Genomic DNA, 17,287 nt, shown 5'->3' on the forward strand with positions numbered 1-17,287 from the left:
GCACAACAAAACGTAAACGCCATATTTCTCCCTCCATGAGCAGCTCCGAACCCCTCGATCTTCGCCTTCCAACTCCTGGTTGCTATGCCGACCCAGAACGGGCGGGATTGGATGCTGATGCCGTGTTTGACGGCATGACAGAGCATCTGTTCTTCACGCTGGGCAAGCTGGCTCCATCCGCCAGCCGCCATGACCTCTACATGGCCCTTAGCTATGCCGTGCGCGATCGGCTGATGACCCGTTATCTGGCCAGCTTGGAGGCAATTCGAGCTCGACCGCAAAAAACGGTGGCCTATCTGTCTGCGGAGTTCCTGATTGGACCGCAACTGGCCAACAATCTGCTCAATCTGGGAATCCAGAACGAAGCGGAAGAGGCCGTAAAGCGCTTCGGGATTGAATCCCTGCAACAGATCATCGAGGTGGAGGAGGAGCCTGGCCTCGGCAATGGCGGTTTGGGGCGCCTTGCCGCTTGCTACATGGAGTCGCTGGCAAGCTTGCAAATCCCAGCCACGGGCTATGGCATCCGCTACGAGTTCGGGATTTTTGACCAACTGATCCGCGATGGCTGGCAGGTGGAGGTCACCGATAAATGGCTGAAGGGAGGCTGGCCTTGGGAGCTTCCGCAACCCGATCAGGCCTGTTTCGTGGGCTTTGGTGGCCGCACGGAGAGCTATCTCGACGACAAAGGCCACTACCGCTCGCGCTGGATCCCCTCGGATCACGCCATTGGTGTTCCCCACGATGTGCCGGTGCTCGGCTATCGCGTGAACACCTGCGACCGGCTGCGTCTCTGGCGGGCCGATGCCACGGAAAGCTTCGATTTTTATGCCTTCAACATCGGCGATTACTACGGCGCCGTGGAAGAGAAAGTGGGGAGCGAAACCCTCTCCAAAGTGCTGTATCCCAACGACGGCACCGATGAGGGCCGGCGCCTACGCCTGAAGCAGCAACACTTCTTTGTGAGCTGCTCGCTTCAGGACATGTTGCGCAGCCTCGATAACCGTGGTCTTTCCGTCGACGACTTCCCCGAGTACTGGACCGTTCAGCTCAACGACACTCACCCGGCCATCGCGGTTGCAGAACTGATGCGTCTGTTGATCGATGATCGCCATATGGAGTGGGACAAGGCTTGGGACATCACCCGGCGTTCTGTGGCCTACACGAACCACACCTTGCTTCCCGAGGCCCTTGAGAAATGGGATCTCAACCTGTTTGGAAGCCTGCTGCCCAGGCATTTAGAGCTGATTTACGAAATCAACCGCCGCTTCCTGCAGCAGGTGCGCTTGCGCTATCCCGGAAACGAGGCGATTCAACGCAAGCTCTCGATCATTGATGAAGAGGGTGGGAAGTCCATCCGCATGGCCCACCTCGCCACCATTGGCGCCCATCACGTGAATGGCGTCGCAGCCCTCCACTCCGATTTGGTGCGCGAGCAGCTGATGCCTGAATTCGCCGAGCTCTGGCCCGAAAAATTCACCAATGTGACCAACGGCGTCACCCCAAGGCGTTGGGTGGCCCTGTCCAATCCAGGACTCTCCACCCTGCTTGATGAGCATGTGGGCCCCGATTGGGTCACCAACATGGAGATCCTGCGCAAACTTGAGGATCGCCAGAACGACACGGGCTTCCTGACGCATTGGGAAGACACCAAGCTCTCCGTGAAGCGCAAGCTATCGACCTACATCCACCGCAACACCGGAGTGTTGGTGGATCCTTCTAGCTTGTTTGATGTGCAGGTGAAGCGCATCCATGAGTACAAACGCCAGCATCTCAATGCTCTGCAGGTGATTACCCAGTACCTGAGGATCAAAAACGGCAAGGCCGATGGCATGGCACCACGCACGGTGATCTTTGGAGGCAAAGCGGCACCTGGCTATTACATGGCCAAATTGATCATCCGCTTTATCAATGGCATCGCCGAAACGATCAACGCGGATCCCGACATGGACGGACGGCTGCGGGTGGTGTTCCTGGCTGATTACAACGTGAAGCTCGGCGAACAGGTGTATCCAGCCTCTGATCTTTCCGAACAGATCTCAACGGCTGGCAAGGAAGCCTCCGGCACCGGCAACATGAAATTCGCGATGAATGGAGCGCTCACGATTGGCACCCTTGATGGCGCCAACGTGGAAATCCGTGAGCACGTGGGCACGGAGAATTTCTTCCTATTCGGCAAGACCGTGGAAGAAATTGCTGCCCTCAAGCAAAGCGGTTACAGGCCTTGGGAAGTGGTGGAGTCTGTTCCTGAGCTCGCTGAGGCCATCCGCTTGGTGGAGATGGGTCACTTCAGCAATGGCGATGGTGAGCTGTTCCGTCCTCTGATCGACAACCTCACGGGGAATGATCCCTTCTTCGTGATGGCTGATTTTGCCGATTACTTGCGCGCTCAAGATGCGGTGAGCCTGGCCTGGACCGATCGCCATCATTGGAACCGGATGTCGGTGTTGAACAGCGCCAGAAGCGGCTTCTTCTCATCGGATCGTTCGATCCGTGACTACTGCCGTGACATCTGGAAAGTGGAGCCCATGCCGGTTGAGATCACCTGTGACGTGCGCTGATTAAGGGCACAGCCATTGAACTTGCATTAAAAAAGCCCTCGCACAACGCGAGGGCTTTTTTTGAGCGGGATTGATCTCAGCTGGTTCAGCTGCGATCAGGAAGATCAGGGGTTTGGTGCAACAGGCGATTCAAACGCAAGCGATCAGCATTAAGAGGGTCGGGGGCGAGCTCACCGGCCAGCTCCCTGAATTTCTGTTCAATATCGTCGGGCACACGCACATCAAAGATGCGCTCCATCAACGCTTCGATGGAAAACAAATGAGCATTGATATTTTCAAGATCAGCCATTGCTTGATGGATGGCATCAGCAGGCTCTTCTCCACCACCCATCGGGGTGGCATGGGTTTGGGCGTCAGCGCCCGGAGTGCCGTGTTGCTTTTGGAGATCCTCCAGCACGCGACCAGACAGGGTTCTAAAGGCTTGAAGCGCCGCCCAACTCAGCTCCTGCTGCTGACGCAACGTTGGTGACTCTCTGATCAGACGGTCGTGCTCTCGATAGAAGCGTTGACAGTCAGGACATTGACAGGGCTCTTCAGGCAAAGCAGACCCTCAGTTATGTCCCATCATCGCACCTGATCAGGCCGTTAGCGGTGGATCCTGATCGAACCCAGACCGATCACCAAGCTGATCACCGAACGGATCTCCATCCCTGTCCACAACTCCTGGAAGCGGAATCTCGATCGAGCTCACCACATTGAGCGCATCGCGCAAACGCATGGAGTCGGCAAACCAACCCATCGCTTGTTCAGTGTCTCCACGACTCTCAGCATCACTGGCCTGATCTTCATGGGCTTCCGCCAAGAGGGCGAGCCAGCAGAGGCAGCGCGCTTGTACCACAGACAAATCAAGGTCTGTTGGCTGGCTGGCAGCGATGCGCTCGCTTTCCTGCTGAACCAAAAGCCGCAGCCGAAGCTCGTGAAGCTGGGTCATGGAACCGGTTCACACCCTCGAAAATAGCGGGACTAAAGCATCTGGCTAGCCCATCGCGTCAAGACACCGAATCAATCAATTCGTATCAATTGGCGGGAAAGCGCACTCTGAATGACTACTTAATAGATATCCAATTCACGCATTCATGACACGCAAAGCGGGTTTGATCTCAGACTTCAAAGCTTTCATCAACAAAGGCAATGTGGTTGATCTCGCCATTGCCGTTGTGATTGCTGGCGCATTCGGCAAGGTTGTTGGCTCCGTCGTGACCTTGATCATGACCAATGCGCTTGAGCCGGCCTTGAAGGCCGCCAATGTGGACTCGATCAATGCCTGGCCTGCAGGCAGCGTGATTGTGGCGATCATCAACTTCCTCGTGATCGCCTTTGTGTGCTTCTTGATTGTGAAATCAATTGAGGCCTCAAAGCGGAAGCAAGAGGTCATTGAGGAAACGAAGCCTGACCCCCAAGCTCAACTAGCTTCCGCCATCACTCGCCTCACTGACGCTTTAGAGCGCAAGGGGTTCTGAAGCGCTTGGCCAATGGATCCGATAGGCGCGGCTGCGGCCCTCCCCGATCGGCTCGATCGCCTGCTGTTCCACGAGTTCGCTCAGGTCTCGCCAGGCCGTAGCGCGGCTCACTTTGGTGAGGCTGATGGCCTTGCGCAGGGTCATGCCGCCCGTGAAGCCCTCCGGTTCGGCATCCAGCAACCGATTGAGCAGTTTCTGCTGGCGGTTGTTGAAGCCGCTGTAACGATGGCTCCACCAGAAAGCCGCCTTGCGCCGCACCGCATCAATCACGGCGCCATTGGTGACCGCCTCTGCCGTGAGCTGCTCCAAGAACCAGCTCAGCCAGCCCGTGACATCGAGATCTCCTCGCTGGCAGCGCTCCAAAACCGTGTAATACGCCTCGCGCTCGCGCGAGATCTGAGCAGAGATGCCGAGGGCGCGGGCAGATAACCCCTGCTGAACGCTGGCTCTGCAGTCCTGTGCCAGAAGCCGATCAGTGATGGCACGGGCTAGGCGGCCGTTGCCGTCTTCATAGGGGTGGAGGGTGAGGAACCAGAGGTGGGCCAGGCCGGCCCGGAGCAGCCCGTCGAGCTCAGCTGGCGGGGAGGCGATCCAATCCAGGAAAACCTCCAGCTGCCGCTCGAGCTGGTTTCGGGGTGGCGCTTCAAAGTGCAGGCGCTCGCGGCCGATCACTCCAGAGAGCACCTGCATTGGGGCCTCATCCCGCAGCTCACCAATACGAATGGCGCGCAGGCCATCGGGGCCAGCGGCAAACAAGCGCTGGTGCCAGTGGTTCAACGTGGCCAGGGAAAGGGGAGCTTCAAGGCTGCTGGTGGCTTCCATCAAGACATCCAGCAGGCCCTCCACCTGGGCGCTGGCGGTCGGGTGACCTTCGGTTAGAGGGAGGCGCAGCCGCTGCGCGATTGAAGAGCGCACCTGGACGGGATCCAGCAGCTCCCCTTCAATGGCCGCCGTGCCCAAGCTCTCGCGGCCCAACAAGGCAGAGATCGCCTCGCGATCAAGCGGGGGCTCTAGCGATTCCAGCCTGCTCAGCAGCTCATGACGTGCCAAACGGGCCTGTTCAAGCAGAGGCTCCAGAGAGGAGCTCTTCCAACGGAACTGGGGCCAGTCCGGCTGCTGCCAGATCCAAGATGAAGCCATTGGCTCAGCTTAATCGCTTCATCTGGCGAAGCGATTCATGACAAGGAATCGCTTCATTGAGCCAGTCTCTGGCCTTGAGACTCCATGAAAAGCTCTGCAACCAATAAGGATTTAAAAACGGGCTGTTGGGACTAATCCGGCCAGCCATCTGAAGCGATCCGGCTCTGATCGATTATCAGCCGATCTGCATCGCTGGGGGCCGCACTCCCCTTTTCAGATGAGCGCCGTACAGTGTCCGTACGTTCCTGGTGGGTTTCTCGACGTGACCAGCACAAAGCCGCCCGGCTACCGGCCGGCCAAGACGAGCCGAATCGAGCTGCGGGCCACAGAGGACGACCGCGACCTGCTGGATCGGGCCGCTGCTGCCCTCGGCACCGACCGCAGTTCCTTCCTTCTCTCCCAGGGGCGGCTAGCCGCACAGCGGGTGCTGGCTGATCGGCAGCACGTTCTGCTCGATGCAGACGCCCAGCAGGAATGGGAGCGGATCAACAGCCGCCCGGCCCGCAGCCTGCCCGGCCTGACGCGCCTGCTGGAGCGTCCCTCACCCTTTGCCAAGCCCGCGGCGGATCAACCCCAGCCGTGAGCCGCTACAGCCCCCCGGAGCTGCTGGCGGCCCGTCACCAACTCGCAGGCTTCCTCTGCCGCTCCAAGGAGCAGACCACCTGGCTTGTGGAGTTCGCCAAGCAAGCCCATGGAACTGGCACCACCCGCGTGTTTGTGGTTAAAGAGATCGATCAATCAGCCGTCGTTGCCTACTACGCCTGGTGCATGGCGAGCGTGGGAATCACGCAGCCCGTCGCTCTGCTGGCCCGCCTGGGGGTGGACGAACGTCATGAAGGCCAGGGCCTCGGTGCAGCTCTGCTGCTGGATGTGATCTCAAGGGTCGCGAGCCTCAGCGACGCCATCGGCTGCCGCGGCTTGCTGGTGCATGCCGAATCCGGGCAAGCCCGAGGCTTCTATGAACATCTGATCCCTGAGTTCGAGCGATCACCCACTGATCCCCTGCACTTGTTGCTGCTGCTCAAGGACATCCGCCTCACAATGAGTCGCTGAAGCAGGCTTCACGCCGGTGGGATCGCCCCCAACAGCATTGACCTCAACAGCAACTGCTGGCTAGAGCCTCTTTTCGGTCCTTGACATCCATCAAAGTTATGGAGTCAACGGGGTTTCACAAAACGGGGCTGGCGGGACTCGAACCCACGACCTACGGTTTAGGAAACCGTCGCTCTATCCGGCTGAGCTACAGCCCCTCACAGGCCATTATGGGGGTTGAAAGTAGGCGAGGTGATCGCAATGGATGGGTGTTGCCTTCGGGCTGCAGTCATCGGTTGAGGAAAGTCCGGGCTCCCCGATGGCCAGGCTTGCTGGGTAATGCCCAGTGCGGGTGACCGTGAGGAGAGTGCCACAGAAACACACCGCCGATGGCCGGTTCTGCCGGCACAGGCAAGGGTGCAAAGGTGCGGTAAGAGCGCACCAGCAGCATCGAGAGGTGCTGGCTCGGTAAACCCCGGCTGGGAGCAAGGCCTAGGAACGACGGGTGGCCATCTTCCCCGTTCCGCCATAGTGCGCCGCTCGAGGTCGTCGGTAACGGCGATCCCAGATAGATGATCACCCCCCTTCCTTGGAAGGGTGAACAGAACCCGGCTTATGTCCTGCTTTCACCCCTTTTATTGATGGTCCCTCGGGCTGCGTCAACGGGAACGTGCCGCTAAAACCAAGGCATTCGCATCCGAAGGAGTTGCTGTGATCACTCCCCAGCGTGAACAGCAACTGCAAGCGCTCTGGCGCCAGCTGGTTGCAGGCTCAAGCGGTACCAAAGAGAAAGAGCTGAACCTGGAGCAGTTGGAGCATCTCGACGAAGCGCTCACCCACACCTCCACAGGGCTCGCCCGCCATCACGAACAGCTGGAGTTTCTTGGTGATGCGGTGTTGCGGCTGGCGGCTTCGGATTTCATTGAATCCGAACACCCCCAAATGCCTGTAGGCGAACGTTCTGCTCTGCGCGCCCAATTAGTTAGCGACCGCTGGTTGGCGGAGCTCGGCAGCAAAATCGGCATCGAAGCGCTCATCAAGCTGGGAGCCAAAGCCAGCGGTGACACAGCAGCACGCGCCACCCTCCGCGCCGAGCACTGCGAAGCTCTGATCGGCGCGATCTACCGAATCACTGGCAAGGTGTCTCCTGTCCAAATTTGGCTCGCCCCTTACTGGCAGGAAACAAGCCGCGAAGTGCTCGCCGATCCCCACCGCGGTAACAGCAAATCGGCGCTGCAGGAATGGACCCAAGCGCAGGGGCTAGGGCTACCGACCTACACCTGCCAGGAAATCAGCCGGCGCCATGGCGATCCGCGGCGCTTTCATTGCCAAGTGTTCATTCAGGACCAAAACCACCCAAGGGCAGAAGCCTGGGGTGGGTCGCGGCGCCAAGCAGAGCAGCAGGCGGCTAAAGCGGCGATGCAACAAACAACACTTGCAAGCCTTCCATCAAGCTCTCAAACTCAAACCAGCTGAGGCAAAGAGTTGAACAAGAACCCCCCTGAAGGCAAAGCTGAGCTGAAGTTGGTTCCCTGCGCTGCGGCTGCCGGCTTGAAGGATCCTGGAAGTCTCTCTGCTCTTTCCCTTCAGGCCTCCCAAGTTGATGAAGCGTTTGGGGAGGCCGTGGAGCAGCACATTGCCGATTTGTTCAACAGTTGATGCGCTGTCTGGCTGTTACCCAGGTGATGCTGTGGTGGCTCTTCGGCATCTGAAGGTTTCACCCCTGATCTTTCGCGATCAGAGCATCGCAGCGGACGCGGATCTTCTCCCGATGCTGGATTCGGCAGTGAACGCCATCACGCTTCACGCCGATAGGGGCGGCAAGACCTCTCCGCACTGATCGCAATGCAACGCTTCCGAGCGATGGCTCTGTGCTCCACAACTCAGGCAGGTGCGGCCACTGCGGCGCACCTGCTGCATCGTTTCCACGGTGATGATCCCCGTGGGAATGGCGATGATTCCGAAGCCCAATAGCATAACCACCGCAGCAAGCAACTGGCCGAGCACGGTTTGGGGAACGATGTCTCCGTAACCCACGGTGGTCATCGTGACGATCGCCCAATACACCCCTTGGCCAACGGTCTGGAACTGGGTTTCGGGATGGCTGCTTTCCACCAGCACCATCAAGTAGCCCAGCACCACTTGGGCCATCACTACAAAAAACAAAAACACGCCAATGCGGCGAGCACTGGCCTTTAGGGCATTGCCAAGCTGCTGGGCTTCATCGAGGAAGCGCAGCAGCTTGAACACGCGCAGCACCCGCCCGAACTTGAAGATCCAGAGGATCAGGCCACTGCTGATCTGGGGAACGAAAAAGAACAGAACGGCTGACACATCAATCAGGCCGTAAAAGCTGAACAGGTACTGGCGCGGCCTGGGCGACACCCACAGGTGCAACAGGAAGTCGGCGATGAACACCAACAAACAACCATGCTCGAGTTGCCCCACCCAACTGGGCACTTCCCCCGGGGCGGCCAACCTCAAGGGATGGGGCTGAACCAACAATCCAGCCACACTGAGCAGAATCGTGCCGAAAATGATCAGGTTGTAGACACGGCCGGCCCGTGTGTCTGCCTCAAGAACAATCTTCCGCAATCGCAGACGCAGGGTCATCGCGTCAGGCAGCGCTGAGATCGCTCAGGCGCATCGTCACGAGCTTGTCCCAGTTGCCGCCTTCAAACAGCACGGCTGCGCGATCGCCACTGATGCGCTGCACAAAGCCTGTGTAGCCGGCATAGATCGAACGGGCATCCACCACGGTGACCGTGGCGCCAGGCAGGATCGGTGCAGCGGAGGCCATACGAGAAATGGGCAGTCGTGGATCCATTATCGAATGATGACTTCCTCTCCGTCACCCAGTTCAGCTGAACCAAACAGCGCAGACGAATGGCTGCCGGTGGGGCAGCTCGTGGGCGCTCAAGGATTACGGGGCGAGCTACGCCTCAACCCGGCCAGTGACTTCCCGGAGCGCTTCACGGAACCGGGGCCTCGCTGGCTGCAAGCCAAGGGATCAGCGCCCAAGGAAGTGGAGCTGCTCGAAGGCCGGCAGCTGCCGGGCAAAAGCCTTTACGTGGTGCGTCTCAAGGGGGTAAACAACCGGGCCAGCGCCGAAGCACTCGTTGGCCACACCGTGCTCGTGCCCGCCGAGGACCGGCCCGAGCTGGCCGATGGTGAGTTTCACCTGCTCGATCTGGTGGGCTTAGAGGCGCGCTTGGCCGGAAGTGATGAACCGATCGGCACGGTGAGCAACCTGATCAGCGGCGGCAATGACCTGCTGGAGATCAAGCTGCAAAGCGGAAAAACGGTGTTGGTTCCCTTTGTGGAGGCGATCGTGCCGGAGGTGCAGCTGGAGGAGGGCTGGTTGCTGCTCACCCCGCCGCCTGGACTACTGGAGCTCTAAGCCAGCCAAAGCAACAGCAGCGGCACCATCAGGGTGTAGGCCAGCGAGAGCGGCCAACCAAAGCGGAAAAAATCCAGAAAGCGGTAGCGCCCAGGGGCATAGACCATCAGGTTGGTTTGGTAGCCAATCGGCGAGAGGAAGCTCTGGCTAGCCGCAAACACCACAGCGGTGGCAAACAACATCGGCGGCTGCCCCAAGCCGGTGGCCACAGCAGCGGCGATCGGCAACACCAGGGCCACGGCGGCCGCATTGCTGAGCAGTTCGGTGGCCACCAAGGTGATTGCATAGATCACCAACAACGACACGTAGGCGGAACTGTGCTGCAAGAGCGTGAGCAAACTTGAGGCCGCCTGATCGGCCAGTCCCGTTTTCTGCAAAGCCACGCTGAAGCTGTACAGGCCACCCAGCAGCAGATAGAGATCCCAGCGAATCGAGCGCAGCGCCGTTCCGGCATCGAGACATTTGCCGATCACCAGCACCCCCACGCCCACGAGCACCGCCGCCACCAGGGGCATCACTTGGAAGCCGGCAAGCAGCAACACAGCCAGCATCACACTGATCGCCAAACCCTTGCGGTGGGTCGAGGGCAGATCGTCGTCGAGCTGATCGAGCACCACCAAGTCGCTGGATTGCTGCAGTCCTCGCAGAGCATCAAGCGGAGCTTGCAGCAGCAGCATGTCTCCCTCGCGCAGCACCACCCGTCCTAGGCGATCGCGCAGGGTGCTGTTGGCACGGTTCACCGCGAGCACCGTGGCATTGAAACGCTGGCGAAAGCGCAGCTCACGCAGCGTGGCACCGGCCAGCAAAGAGCCGGCCGGCACCAACACTTCGGCATGGCGGATGTGGGGAAGCTCTTCGGCGAGAAGGGTGCCGGCTAAATCCACCATCCGGTCTTGCTGCAAGCGCAACAGCTCCTGGCGGCTGCAGCGCAACAGCAAGCGATCAGATGCTTGCAAGCGCAATTGAGCCAGAGGGGGCTGGAGGCGTTGGCCGTCGCGGTGCACATCGAGCACATCCACATCAAAGCGGCGCTGCAGCCTGCTCTCATGCAGGGTGACCTCACAAAGAGGAGAGCGCTGCGGAATCACCACCTCCGTGAGGTAGCCATCACGGCTCAGCGCTTGGAGGTTGTCGTCGCTTTGATCGCCGCGATCGGGCAAGAAGCGCCCTGCTAGCACCAGATAACAGGCACCAATCAGCCACACGGGAATACCGATGGCGGTGAAGGAAAACAGCTCAAAGGAGCCATAGCCCAACCGTGACACCAAATCACTGGCCAGCAAGCTGGTGGAGGTGCCAATCAGGGTGATCGTGCCACCGATCAAGGTGGCAAACGAAAGAGGCATAAGAACCCGCGACGGGCTGATCCCGCGGCGCCGGCACCAGCCCTGCACCACCGGCAGCAAGATCGCCACGATCGGAGTGTTGGGAATGAAGCCGGAAATCGGCGCCACCACAAAACCAAACACCAGCATCAACTGGCTGGGATTACGGATGCGCGGCGATGCCAACAATTCGCGCAAACGATCCAATGCTCCGCTGTGCAGCAAGCCATTGGAGAGCACGAACAAACCCACCAGGGTGATCAGAGCAGGGCTACCAAAACCAGCCAAGGCCTCATTTGGTGTGAGCACCCCTGTGGCCATCAGCAGGCCTGCAGCCAATAAGGCCACCAGCTCAGGCGCCAGCCAACCACCGATGAAGCAGGCAATCGCCAATCCCAAGAGCAGCAAGGTAATCAGGGCGCTCAAGACGGCCTCACTGGGATCAGCAGTACAAGTACAACTTCAGCATCGGGCATTGAGCTACTGGCTGAGGCGAGCAGAGTGGGGAGGCTTGATAACGGAATCCATGCCCTTCTAAAGATCATCAGCCTGGATCAATCAAATGCAGCGCTTCTTCTCCTCCGCGTACAGCACGAGGGCTCAGACGCCTGTCAAAGCTGACAAGCCTTCCTCGGTGATGCACGGCGAGAGCTAGCAGGTAGGTGTCCGTGATCTGCCCGTGGTGAAGCAGTGCTTCTGCCTCAAAGACTCCAGCGGCCTCCCAGGACAACGCATCAGGCCAAAAAACATGGGTCGGGTGGGCAAGCAGTTCTTGGAGTAATGGCATCACAACGAGAGGCCCGCCAGGGCTGTTGGGATAACGCGGGTTCCCGAGAATCCGCAACAGCGCGTTTTGAGTGAGGGGGCACGTCGCCCAGCCATGGCGGCCATGGGCCTGAAACCAGCGGTGGGATGGCTCGTGGTGCACGTGCCTGGGATCGATCAAAGCGATCAGCACATTCACATCCAGCAAAGCAATCCGATCGGCCATCAAGCCTCTTCATCGCGCAACTGATTCACACGCTCCAGATCAACAACGCCACCAGAAGCTTTCACGGGCAATTGCGGCAATCCAGAGCGTTGCTCCAAAACGACCTGCAACCCTCCGTCTGCTGACCTGGATAGGGCCTGCCTGGCTAAGTCGCTAATGACATCACCAACAGAACGGCGACGCTGGCGAGCTAATACACGCGCTGCGGCGAGCACATCGTCATCAAGCTGGAGAGTGGTGCGCATCAAACATCACGCATCTAGCATCATTTTAAGTGAAGCAGCAAGACGAAGTCATCCAACGCTCCTCAAGCGAGACGAATACTGCTTCATCCTCGCCACATCCCGACTCCGCGAGACCAGCCTGAACAGAGACACCACCCTCAGGCGAACCAACATCAGCGAACACCTTCACAGGCCAACTGCAGCAGTCTTGAAAATCAATCAAGCCGATCAGAGATCGAAAAAAAGAGAGCCAATAGGCATGCAAATAACAACACAACTAGTGATGCGCATTAATATGCGCATCAAGATCTCAAAGAGCGATGCGGACCACCCTGGAGTTACCCGACCCTCTCTTTGCGCGGCTCAAAGCCAGGGCCGCCAGTGAACAGATCTCACTCAAGCAGCTGTTGCAGAGCTACGTGGAACAAGGGCTCATGGCACCAACCCACAGCGCGAGACCAACAACGCGCTCTGCCAGCCAGCTCCCAAAGGTTGAGGGCTGGCTTGCTTTTGATTCCAACACCACTAGCAACGCAGACCTCTTTGATCTGCTCGAGCCATGAGCAGCAACGCAGATCTCCCGGATCTCAACGTATGGCTCGCACTCGTAACCCCGAATCATTTCCATCATCAGCCAGCTCTGAACTACTGGGAGCAACAGGCTGCTGAGCAAGTGCACTTCTGCACGGTCACGGCCTTAGGCCTGGTGCGCCTGTTGAGCCAACCCAAGCTGATGGGCCCAGCCGTTAAAACCACGCATGAGGCTTCTGCCCTCCTTCAAGCCTTGTGCCAACAACCAGGGGTGAGCTTCGCGACACCAGCCAGCGATGGCTGGGATGTGTTCCACCAACTGATGCGCGAGGGCAATCTCCAGGCCCGCCTTTGCACCGATGCCTACCTTGCAGCGCTGGCCATCAGCAACGGCTGGCGCTTGGTGAGCTTTGATCGCGACTTCGAACGCTTCGGCGATCTGCAGCGGCTCTCACTCAGTTCAGGTGGGTAATCAAGCCAACCAACCCTGATCCAACTCAGTGATGGCCTCAAACTCCGGATCCTGATGGCGGCTGATCAACGGATCCTGCTGGTGCGCCGTTACGACCGCTGCCGAGCTGACGATGGCGCCTGGAGACGCCTGCATCAGGAGGACTTCTGCCAGGCTCTGGCGGTGCCACCCGATCTCAAATATCAGAATGAGGGTGGACCTGATCTGCAGGCCTGCTTCTCACTGCTGCGCCGAGCCACCAGGCCCAGCGCTCCGGAAGTGATCCGTCTTTTGGATGCAGTGATCTTCAATGCCTTAATTGGTAATCACGACGCCCACGCCAAGAATTTCTCGATCCTTTATCAACAGCAGAGAGGAATCCTGGCTCCGCTTTACGACCTGCTTTGCACAGCGGTGTATCCCACGCTCACCGACAAAATGGCCATGAAAGTGGGCAGCAAATACTGCTTCTCCGAGGTGCAGGTGCGTCACTGGGAGCAATTGGCCAAGGCAGCAGGATTGTCTGGAGCTCAGACGAAAAAGCGCGTTGCGGGGATCGCCAAGCAATTGCCAAGCTGTGCCCACGGTTTGCAAACGGAAGCCCTGTATTCGGATCAACCACTGGTGGAGCGCATCATCTCGCTGATCGAACAGCGTTGCGCACTCACTCTGAAGCGTTTGACCACCTGACAGCCGCCGGCCGCGCTGGCAGCAGATCGCGCCATGCCCCCACGGGAACGGAGAAGCGCTTTGGCAATCCTTTTATTGCTATAAACGCATCATTCACCCGCAAAAAATCGGCTCACGGCTGTCTTGTCCCATCCCCCCGCTGCCACTCGGGAACCAGCTCAGCCAGCAGAGCAAGGGCACCGTCCACATCCTGGGCGGAGATCGCGGCGTCGAGCGCATCGAGGCGAGGCCAGAGCACGTCTGGCGGAATGGCCTGTTCCTGGGCGCGAAAGATCAGGGGGTGTTGGGTGGATTCAGACTCAGCATCAATGAGAAGTTCTTCATAAAGCTTCTCGCCGGGGCGCAGACCAGTGCAGACAATCTCGATGTCGCCGCTGGGATTCTGAGCATCACGAAGCGACAAACCTCCGAGGCGCACCATCTGTTCGGCCAGGTCTTTAATGCGCACCGGTTCACCCATCTCCAGCAGGAACAGATCACCGCCTCGGGCGAGGGTGGCGGCCTGGAGCACCAGCTGAGCCGCCTCCGGAATCGTCATGAAGTAGCGGATGATCTCGGGATGGGTGAGCGTGATCGGCCCACCGGCAGCGATCTGCTTGCGGAACAGAGGCACCACAGAACCCGACGAACCCAGCACATTGCCAAAGCGCACCATCGCCAAACGGGTGCGGGGCTCGCCCGCTGCCCTGGCACTCTCAAGCAGCTCCAATGCCGACGCCTGAACTACCAGCTCAGCCAGGCGCTTGCTGGCGCCCATCACATTGGTGGGTCGCACCGCCTTATCGGTGGAGATCAGCACCACTTCGCTAACGCCAGTCACCACCGCGGCCTGACACACCACCCGGGTGCAGCCCACGTTGTTGGCGAGGCCCGCCAACGGGTTCACTTCCACCAGGGGCACGTGTTTGTAGGCGGCGGCATGGAACACGGTCTGAACGCCAAGGTCTGCAAACAGCCGTTGCACCAGCGCTGGATCGGCGGCGCTGCCGAGAACCGGCACCAACTCCACCGAAGAGGGCAGAAGCTGGCGCAGCTCCTGCTCTAGGGCATAGAGCGACGGTTCGCTGCTCTCAAGCAGGATCAAAGCCCTAGGGCTCAGCTGCAAAATGTGGCGGCAAAGCTCCGCACCGATCGAGCCTCCTGCGCCAGTGACGCACACCACCGAATCGCGGAGACCAGGACCGAGCAGCTCTTGTATTGGAGGCACGGGATCGCGTCCGAGCAGATCTTCAATGGCGACGGGGCGGAGCGCATCGATTCGAGCCAGACCTGAGGTGAGGTCATCAACCGAGGGAATCTGCAACACCGGGATCGCCTTGTGCTGCAACTCAGCAACGATGCGTCGGCGCTATCTGCGGGGGCATTGAGGGGATTGCCAGCAACACCTGATCAAGCTGATCCTGGATCTCAATTAGCGCCTGAGGCGGCTGGATTGAAATGCCATTGATCGTGCGCCGCCAGAGCACTGGCGCATCATCGAGAAAGGTCACGATCTCGTGGTTGCCAGCTAGGCGGAGGGCAGCCGCGAGCTGGGCGCCTGCCTCACCTGCGCCGTAGATAGCGACACGCACCATCTGCTTTTGGCCCACCGAACGCAACGACAAGAGCAGATCACGCAAGGCAAAGCGCACCGCTCCTGTGATGCCGGTGAGCAATAACCAAAGCAGAATCCAGCTGCTGCGCGGCGGCATCGGCAAGCGCAACGTAACGCCAGTCATTGCCAGAAGAAGCACAAGCACCCCGTTGCGACCAGCTAAGCGATAGAGAGCATGGCTGCCGACGTAGCGCGTTAGGCCTTTGTATTGACCAGTGAAGGCGTACAAGGGCAGGCCGAACAGCAATATCGCTGGCAGCAGCCAGAGGCTGGCAGCCTGAAAACTGGGATGGAATGGCTGAGCTAGACGCAGCCAGAAGCTGAGCCACACCGCCAAAGGTAATAAAAGAGCGTCAATGGCTGTTAGCAGCAGCCGACGGAGTAATGGCGGCAAATCCACTATTACTTTTTTTGAGAATGAAGAATCCATCAGCTTTTAGACGCCATAGAAAATGGCACCGCTACCCGCTGATCAAGCCAGATCCCAACCAACAGCTCAAAAACAGCCAGGCCGAAAACCAAGATCCAGTCTCCGACGAGAAGGGCAAACGCCAAAAATGCAGTAGCGGATATATATGTGAGAGAGACGCGGGCATGAGGCCAGCCAGCCTGGTGGAGGCGTTGATAAAGATGGAGACGGTGTGCTTGGAACACGCGCTGACCAGCTAGCGAACGCCTGAGTACGCAGATGCAAGCATCTCCCAGCAGTGGAGTTGCCACCAGTAGGTAACCAAGCGCCTCAGGCCAGGTGGAGGCCTGGAGCACCAGGCCAGCGAACACCGCGCCGAGAAAGGTGCTGCCCACATCCCCCATGAATACCTTGGAGGGGCTCCAGTTCCAAAACAGGAAGCCAAGCAGCGATCCCACCAGGGCCCATAACGGCCAGGGCGCATCTAACACAGAAGACAGCGTGGCAATGGTCACTGCCATGCATCCGGCTACCAGGCCATCAAGGCCGTCAGCGAAGTTGGTGAAGTTGATCACTGCAGTAATGGTGATTACCAGAAGCGTGAGTGCCTGTAATGACAAGAACCAGCTCGGGACAGCTGCAGGCAAGGCTGTGGCCAAAGGGCTGAGCAGCATCAACGGCAGAGCTGTGGCCAACTGGACGCCAAAACGCACAGAGGAACCCAAATTGTGACGATCGTCGAGGAAACCCAGAGCAGCCAAGGGCAAGGCGCACATCACCACACCACTGATGGCAGAACCGGACGGCACGCCCCTGAACAAAGCCAAAGCATTAGCGAGCGCGGCCACGATCACAAAGACCAGCCCACCTCCGCGAGGTGTGGGGCGCTGGTGGGAGCTGCGGGCGTTGGGTTTATCAATAAGGCGCCCATGCAGCTGCGGAATCAAAACCCATAGGAGCACTCCACTAATTATGGCCGAAAACAGCAGCACAAATGAAGACGTGATCACGAAATAAATAGATGCAAGATCTCAACAGAATTCAATGGAGTCACAGACGCAACCACAGAACAAGCTCACAGGCTTCAAAATTAGCTAATTCTCCAGAGCTGCATGCGCAAAAAATCTTCAGATCACTACTCAGCAGACATATAAGATGTCAAGAAGAATCCCCGAAGCAATGAAGCCTCTATCATAATTGCATGAGACCTAAAGAGACCGGCAGACGATTAAAAGTAGGCCAGTGCAACGGACTTGACCTTTAAAAGGTTCACTCACATTGCCCAAACTATTAGGGCAAGCGACTATTAAGTGATGTTATCCATTGAAATTATAGTTTATACCAATAAGCCGCTTAACCATAGGCCAGAGATATTAAACCTTCTCCCATATCTGACTGACGGTCAGCCGCAGAAGTACGGCTTTATTTATCTACAACTCCTGATCGGGTTACTTCTATTGGAATTCCTTAGCGGTATGGATG

The 17,287-nt window shown here is 58.6% G+C and carries 21 protein-coding genes, 1 tRNA gene and 1 other RNA gene; 11 read left to right on the forward strand and 12 right to left on the reverse strand.

Features of this window, described 5'->3' with window-relative positions:
* Positions 1 to 35: 35 nt before the first annotated feature.
* Positions 36 to 2,558 (forward strand): glycogen/starch/alpha-glucan phosphorylase, encoded by a 2,523-nt coding sequence (locus SYN8016DRAFT_RS07670; protein WP_006853777.1) that lies wholly within the window; start codon positions 36 to 38, stop codon positions 2,556 to 2,558.
* 85 nt (positions 2,559 to 2,643) lie between these two features.
* Here SYN8016DRAFT_RS07670 and SYN8016DRAFT_RS07675 read toward each other — a convergent pair whose 3' ends face one another.
* Together SYN8016DRAFT_RS07675 and SYN8016DRAFT_RS07680 are read right to left on the reverse strand one after the other, a co-directional pair.
* Positions 2,644 to 3,099, reverse strand: coding sequence for a hypothetical protein (locus SYN8016DRAFT_RS07675; RefSeq protein WP_006853778.1), 456 nt, complete (start codon positions 3,097 to 3,099; stop codon positions 2,644 to 2,646).
* A 36-nt stretch (positions 3,100 to 3,135) separates the two neighbouring features.
* Positions 3,136 to 3,489: a hypothetical protein gene (locus tag SYN8016DRAFT_RS07680; protein ID WP_006853779.1), complete on the reverse strand. Its 354-nt coding sequence runs from the start codon at positions 3,487 to 3,489 to the stop codon at positions 3,136 to 3,138.
* Between the two features lie 145 nt (positions 3,490 to 3,634).
* Here SYN8016DRAFT_RS07680 and mscL point away from each other — a divergent pair, with 145 nt between their 5' ends.
* Complete coding sequence (mscL, locus tag SYN8016DRAFT_RS07685; protein WP_006853780.1) at positions 3,635 to 4,018, forward strand: large conductance mechanosensitive channel protein MscL; 384 nt, start codon at positions 3,635 to 3,637, stop codon at positions 4,016 to 4,018.
* On the opposite strand, the gene SYN8016DRAFT_RS07690 is transcribed toward mscL, so the two are convergent.
* A complete protein-coding gene (locus SYN8016DRAFT_RS07690; RefSeq protein ID WP_006853781.1) occupies positions 3,998 to 5,158 on the reverse strand; it encodes a Fic family protein in 1,161 nt (386 codons plus the stop codon). The genes mscL and SYN8016DRAFT_RS07690 overlap by 21 nt on opposite strands.
* Positions 5,159 to 5,375: 217 nt before the next feature.
* Here SYN8016DRAFT_RS07690 and SYN8016DRAFT_RS07695 point away from each other — a divergent pair, with 217 nt between their 5' ends.
* Together SYN8016DRAFT_RS07695 and SYN8016DRAFT_RS07700 are read left to right on the forward strand one after the other, a co-directional pair.
* A complete protein-coding gene (locus SYN8016DRAFT_RS07695; RefSeq protein WP_006853782.1) occupies positions 5,376 to 5,741 on the forward strand; it encodes a DUF1778 domain-containing protein in 366 nt (121 codons plus the stop codon).
* Positions 5,738 to 6,211: a GNAT family N-acetyltransferase gene (locus tag SYN8016DRAFT_RS07700; RefSeq protein ID WP_006853783.1), complete on the forward strand. Its 474-nt coding sequence runs from the start codon at positions 5,738 to 5,740 to the stop codon at positions 6,209 to 6,211. The genes SYN8016DRAFT_RS07695 and SYN8016DRAFT_RS07700 overlap by 4 nt, the downstream gene beginning before the upstream one ends.
* A gap of 123 nt (positions 6,212 to 6,334) precedes the next feature.
* Here SYN8016DRAFT_RS07700 and SYN8016DRAFT_RS07705 read toward each other — a convergent pair.
* Positions 6,335 to 6,408: transfer RNA gene (locus SYN8016DRAFT_RS07705), tRNA-Arg, on the reverse strand.
* A 22-nt stretch (positions 6,409 to 6,430) separates the two neighbouring features.
* Between SYN8016DRAFT_RS07705 and rnpB the strand changes: the two genes are divergently transcribed.
* From rnpB to SYN8016DRAFT_RS07715, 3 genes are all read left to right on the forward strand, one after another.
* Positions 6,431 to 6,821, forward strand: an RNA gene (rnpB, locus tag SYN8016DRAFT_RS14265) — RNase P RNA component class A.
* A gap of 80 nt (positions 6,822 to 6,901) precedes the next feature.
* Positions 6,902 to 7,666, forward strand: coding sequence for a ribonuclease III (rnc, locus tag SYN8016DRAFT_RS07710; protein ID WP_006853785.1), 765 nt, complete (start codon positions 6,902 to 6,904; stop codon positions 7,664 to 7,666).
* A gap of 9 nt (positions 7,667 to 7,675) precedes the next feature.
* The gene (locus tag SYN8016DRAFT_RS07715; protein ID WP_216725582.1) at positions 7,676 to 7,849 is read left to right on the forward strand and encodes a hypothetical protein; all 174 of its coding nucleotides are present in this window, start codon (positions 7,676 to 7,678) and stop codon (positions 7,847 to 7,849) included.
* 144 nt (positions 7,850 to 7,993) lie between these two features.
* Here SYN8016DRAFT_RS07715 and SYN8016DRAFT_RS07720 read toward each other — a convergent pair whose 3' ends face one another.
* Together SYN8016DRAFT_RS07720 and SYN8016DRAFT_RS07725 are read right to left on the reverse strand one after the other, a co-directional pair.
* Positions 7,994 to 8,803 carry an ion transporter gene (locus SYN8016DRAFT_RS07720; protein WP_006853787.1) on the reverse strand — a complete coding sequence of 270 codons (810 nt, stop codon included), beginning with the start codon at positions 8,801 to 8,803 and terminating at the stop codon, positions 7,994 to 7,996.
* Between the two features lie 4 nt (positions 8,804 to 8,807).
* Complete coding sequence (locus SYN8016DRAFT_RS07725) at positions 8,808 to 8,990, reverse strand: NAD(P)H dehydrogenase subunit NdhS (protein ID WP_038014116.1); 183 nt, start codon at positions 8,988 to 8,990, stop codon at positions 8,808 to 8,810.
* 36 nt (positions 8,991 to 9,026) lie between these two features.
* Here SYN8016DRAFT_RS07725 and rimM point away from each other — a divergent pair, with 36 nt between their 5' ends.
* Positions 9,027 to 9,590 (forward strand): ribosome maturation factor RimM, encoded by a 564-nt coding sequence (gene rimM / locus SYN8016DRAFT_RS07730; RefSeq protein ID WP_006853789.1) that lies wholly within the window; start codon positions 9,027 to 9,029, stop codon positions 9,588 to 9,590.
* On the opposite strand, the gene SYN8016DRAFT_RS07735 is transcribed toward rimM, so the two are convergent.
* From SYN8016DRAFT_RS07735 to SYN8016DRAFT_RS07745, 3 genes are all read right to left on the reverse strand, one after another.
* On the reverse strand, positions 9,587 to 11,341 hold the full coding sequence (locus tag SYN8016DRAFT_RS07735) for an SLC13 family permease (RefSeq protein ID WP_006853790.1): 1,755 nt from the start codon (positions 11,339 to 11,341) through the stop codon (positions 9,587 to 9,589). The genes rimM and SYN8016DRAFT_RS07735 overlap by 4 nt on opposite strands.
* Positions 11,342 to 11,459: 118 nt before the next feature.
* Entirely contained in the window at positions 11,460 to 11,906 is a 447-nt protein-coding gene (locus SYN8016DRAFT_RS07740; protein WP_006853791.1) for a TA system VapC family ribonuclease toxin, read from the reverse strand.
* The gene (locus SYN8016DRAFT_RS07745) at positions 11,906 to 12,151 is read right to left on the reverse strand and encodes a CopG family transcriptional regulator (RefSeq protein ID WP_006853792.1); all 246 of its coding nucleotides are present in this window, start codon (positions 12,149 to 12,151) and stop codon (positions 11,906 to 11,908) included. Before SYN8016DRAFT_RS07745 ends, SYN8016DRAFT_RS07740 begins: the two co-directional genes overlap by 1 nt.
* A gap of 299 nt (positions 12,152 to 12,450) precedes the next feature.
* Between SYN8016DRAFT_RS07745 and SYN8016DRAFT_RS07755 the strand changes: the two genes are divergently transcribed.
* Genes SYN8016DRAFT_RS07755 through SYN8016DRAFT_RS07765 form a run of 3 tightly spaced genes read left to right on the forward strand, consistent with a single transcriptional unit; the run spans position 12,451 to position 13,802 of the window.
* Positions 12,451 to 12,693, forward strand: coding sequence for a hypothetical protein (locus SYN8016DRAFT_RS07755; protein WP_006853793.1), 243 nt, complete (start codon positions 12,451 to 12,453; stop codon positions 12,691 to 12,693).
* The gene (locus tag SYN8016DRAFT_RS07760; protein ID WP_006853794.1) at positions 12,690 to 13,133 is read left to right on the forward strand and encodes a TA system VapC family ribonuclease toxin; all 444 of its coding nucleotides are present in this window, start codon (positions 12,690 to 12,692) and stop codon (positions 13,131 to 13,133) included. The genes SYN8016DRAFT_RS07755 and SYN8016DRAFT_RS07760 overlap by 4 nt, the downstream gene beginning before the upstream one ends.
* A 54-nt stretch (positions 13,134 to 13,187) precedes the next feature.
* Entirely contained in the window at positions 13,188 to 13,802 is a 615-nt protein-coding gene (locus tag SYN8016DRAFT_RS07765; protein WP_006853795.1) for a HipA domain-containing protein, read from the forward strand.
* 112 nt (positions 13,803 to 13,914) lie between these two features.
* Here the strand turns inward: SYN8016DRAFT_RS07765 and SYN8016DRAFT_RS16025 are convergent, their stop codons facing one another.
* The 3 genes from SYN8016DRAFT_RS16025 to SYN8016DRAFT_RS07775 are packed head-to-tail and all read right to left on the reverse strand — an operon-like array spanning position 13,915 to position 16,815.
* A complete protein-coding gene (locus SYN8016DRAFT_RS16025) occupies positions 13,915 to 15,129 on the reverse strand; it encodes a UDP-N-acetylglucosamine 4,6-dehydratase family protein (RefSeq protein ID WP_371212441.1) in 1,215 nt (404 codons plus the stop codon).
* Position 15,130: 1 nt separating this feature from the next.
* On the reverse strand, positions 15,131 to 15,826 hold the full coding sequence (locus SYN8016DRAFT_RS16030) for a hypothetical protein (RefSeq protein ID WP_006853797.1): 696 nt from the start codon (positions 15,824 to 15,826) through the stop codon (positions 15,131 to 15,133).
* Positions 15,826 to 16,815 carry a glycosyltransferase family 4 protein gene (locus SYN8016DRAFT_RS07775; protein WP_006853798.1) on the reverse strand — a complete coding sequence of 330 codons (990 nt, stop codon included), beginning with the start codon at positions 16,813 to 16,815 and terminating at the stop codon, positions 15,826 to 15,828. Before SYN8016DRAFT_RS07775 ends, SYN8016DRAFT_RS16030 begins: the two co-directional genes overlap by 1 nt.
* Between the last annotated feature and the right edge of the window lie 472 nt (positions 16,816 to 17,287).

The sequence above is a fragment of the Synechococcus sp. WH 8016 genome, from assembly GCF_000230675.1.
In the GTDB taxonomy this organism is placed as follows: domain Bacteria; phylum Cyanobacteriota; class Cyanobacteriia; order PCC-6307; family Cyanobiaceae; genus Synechococcus_C.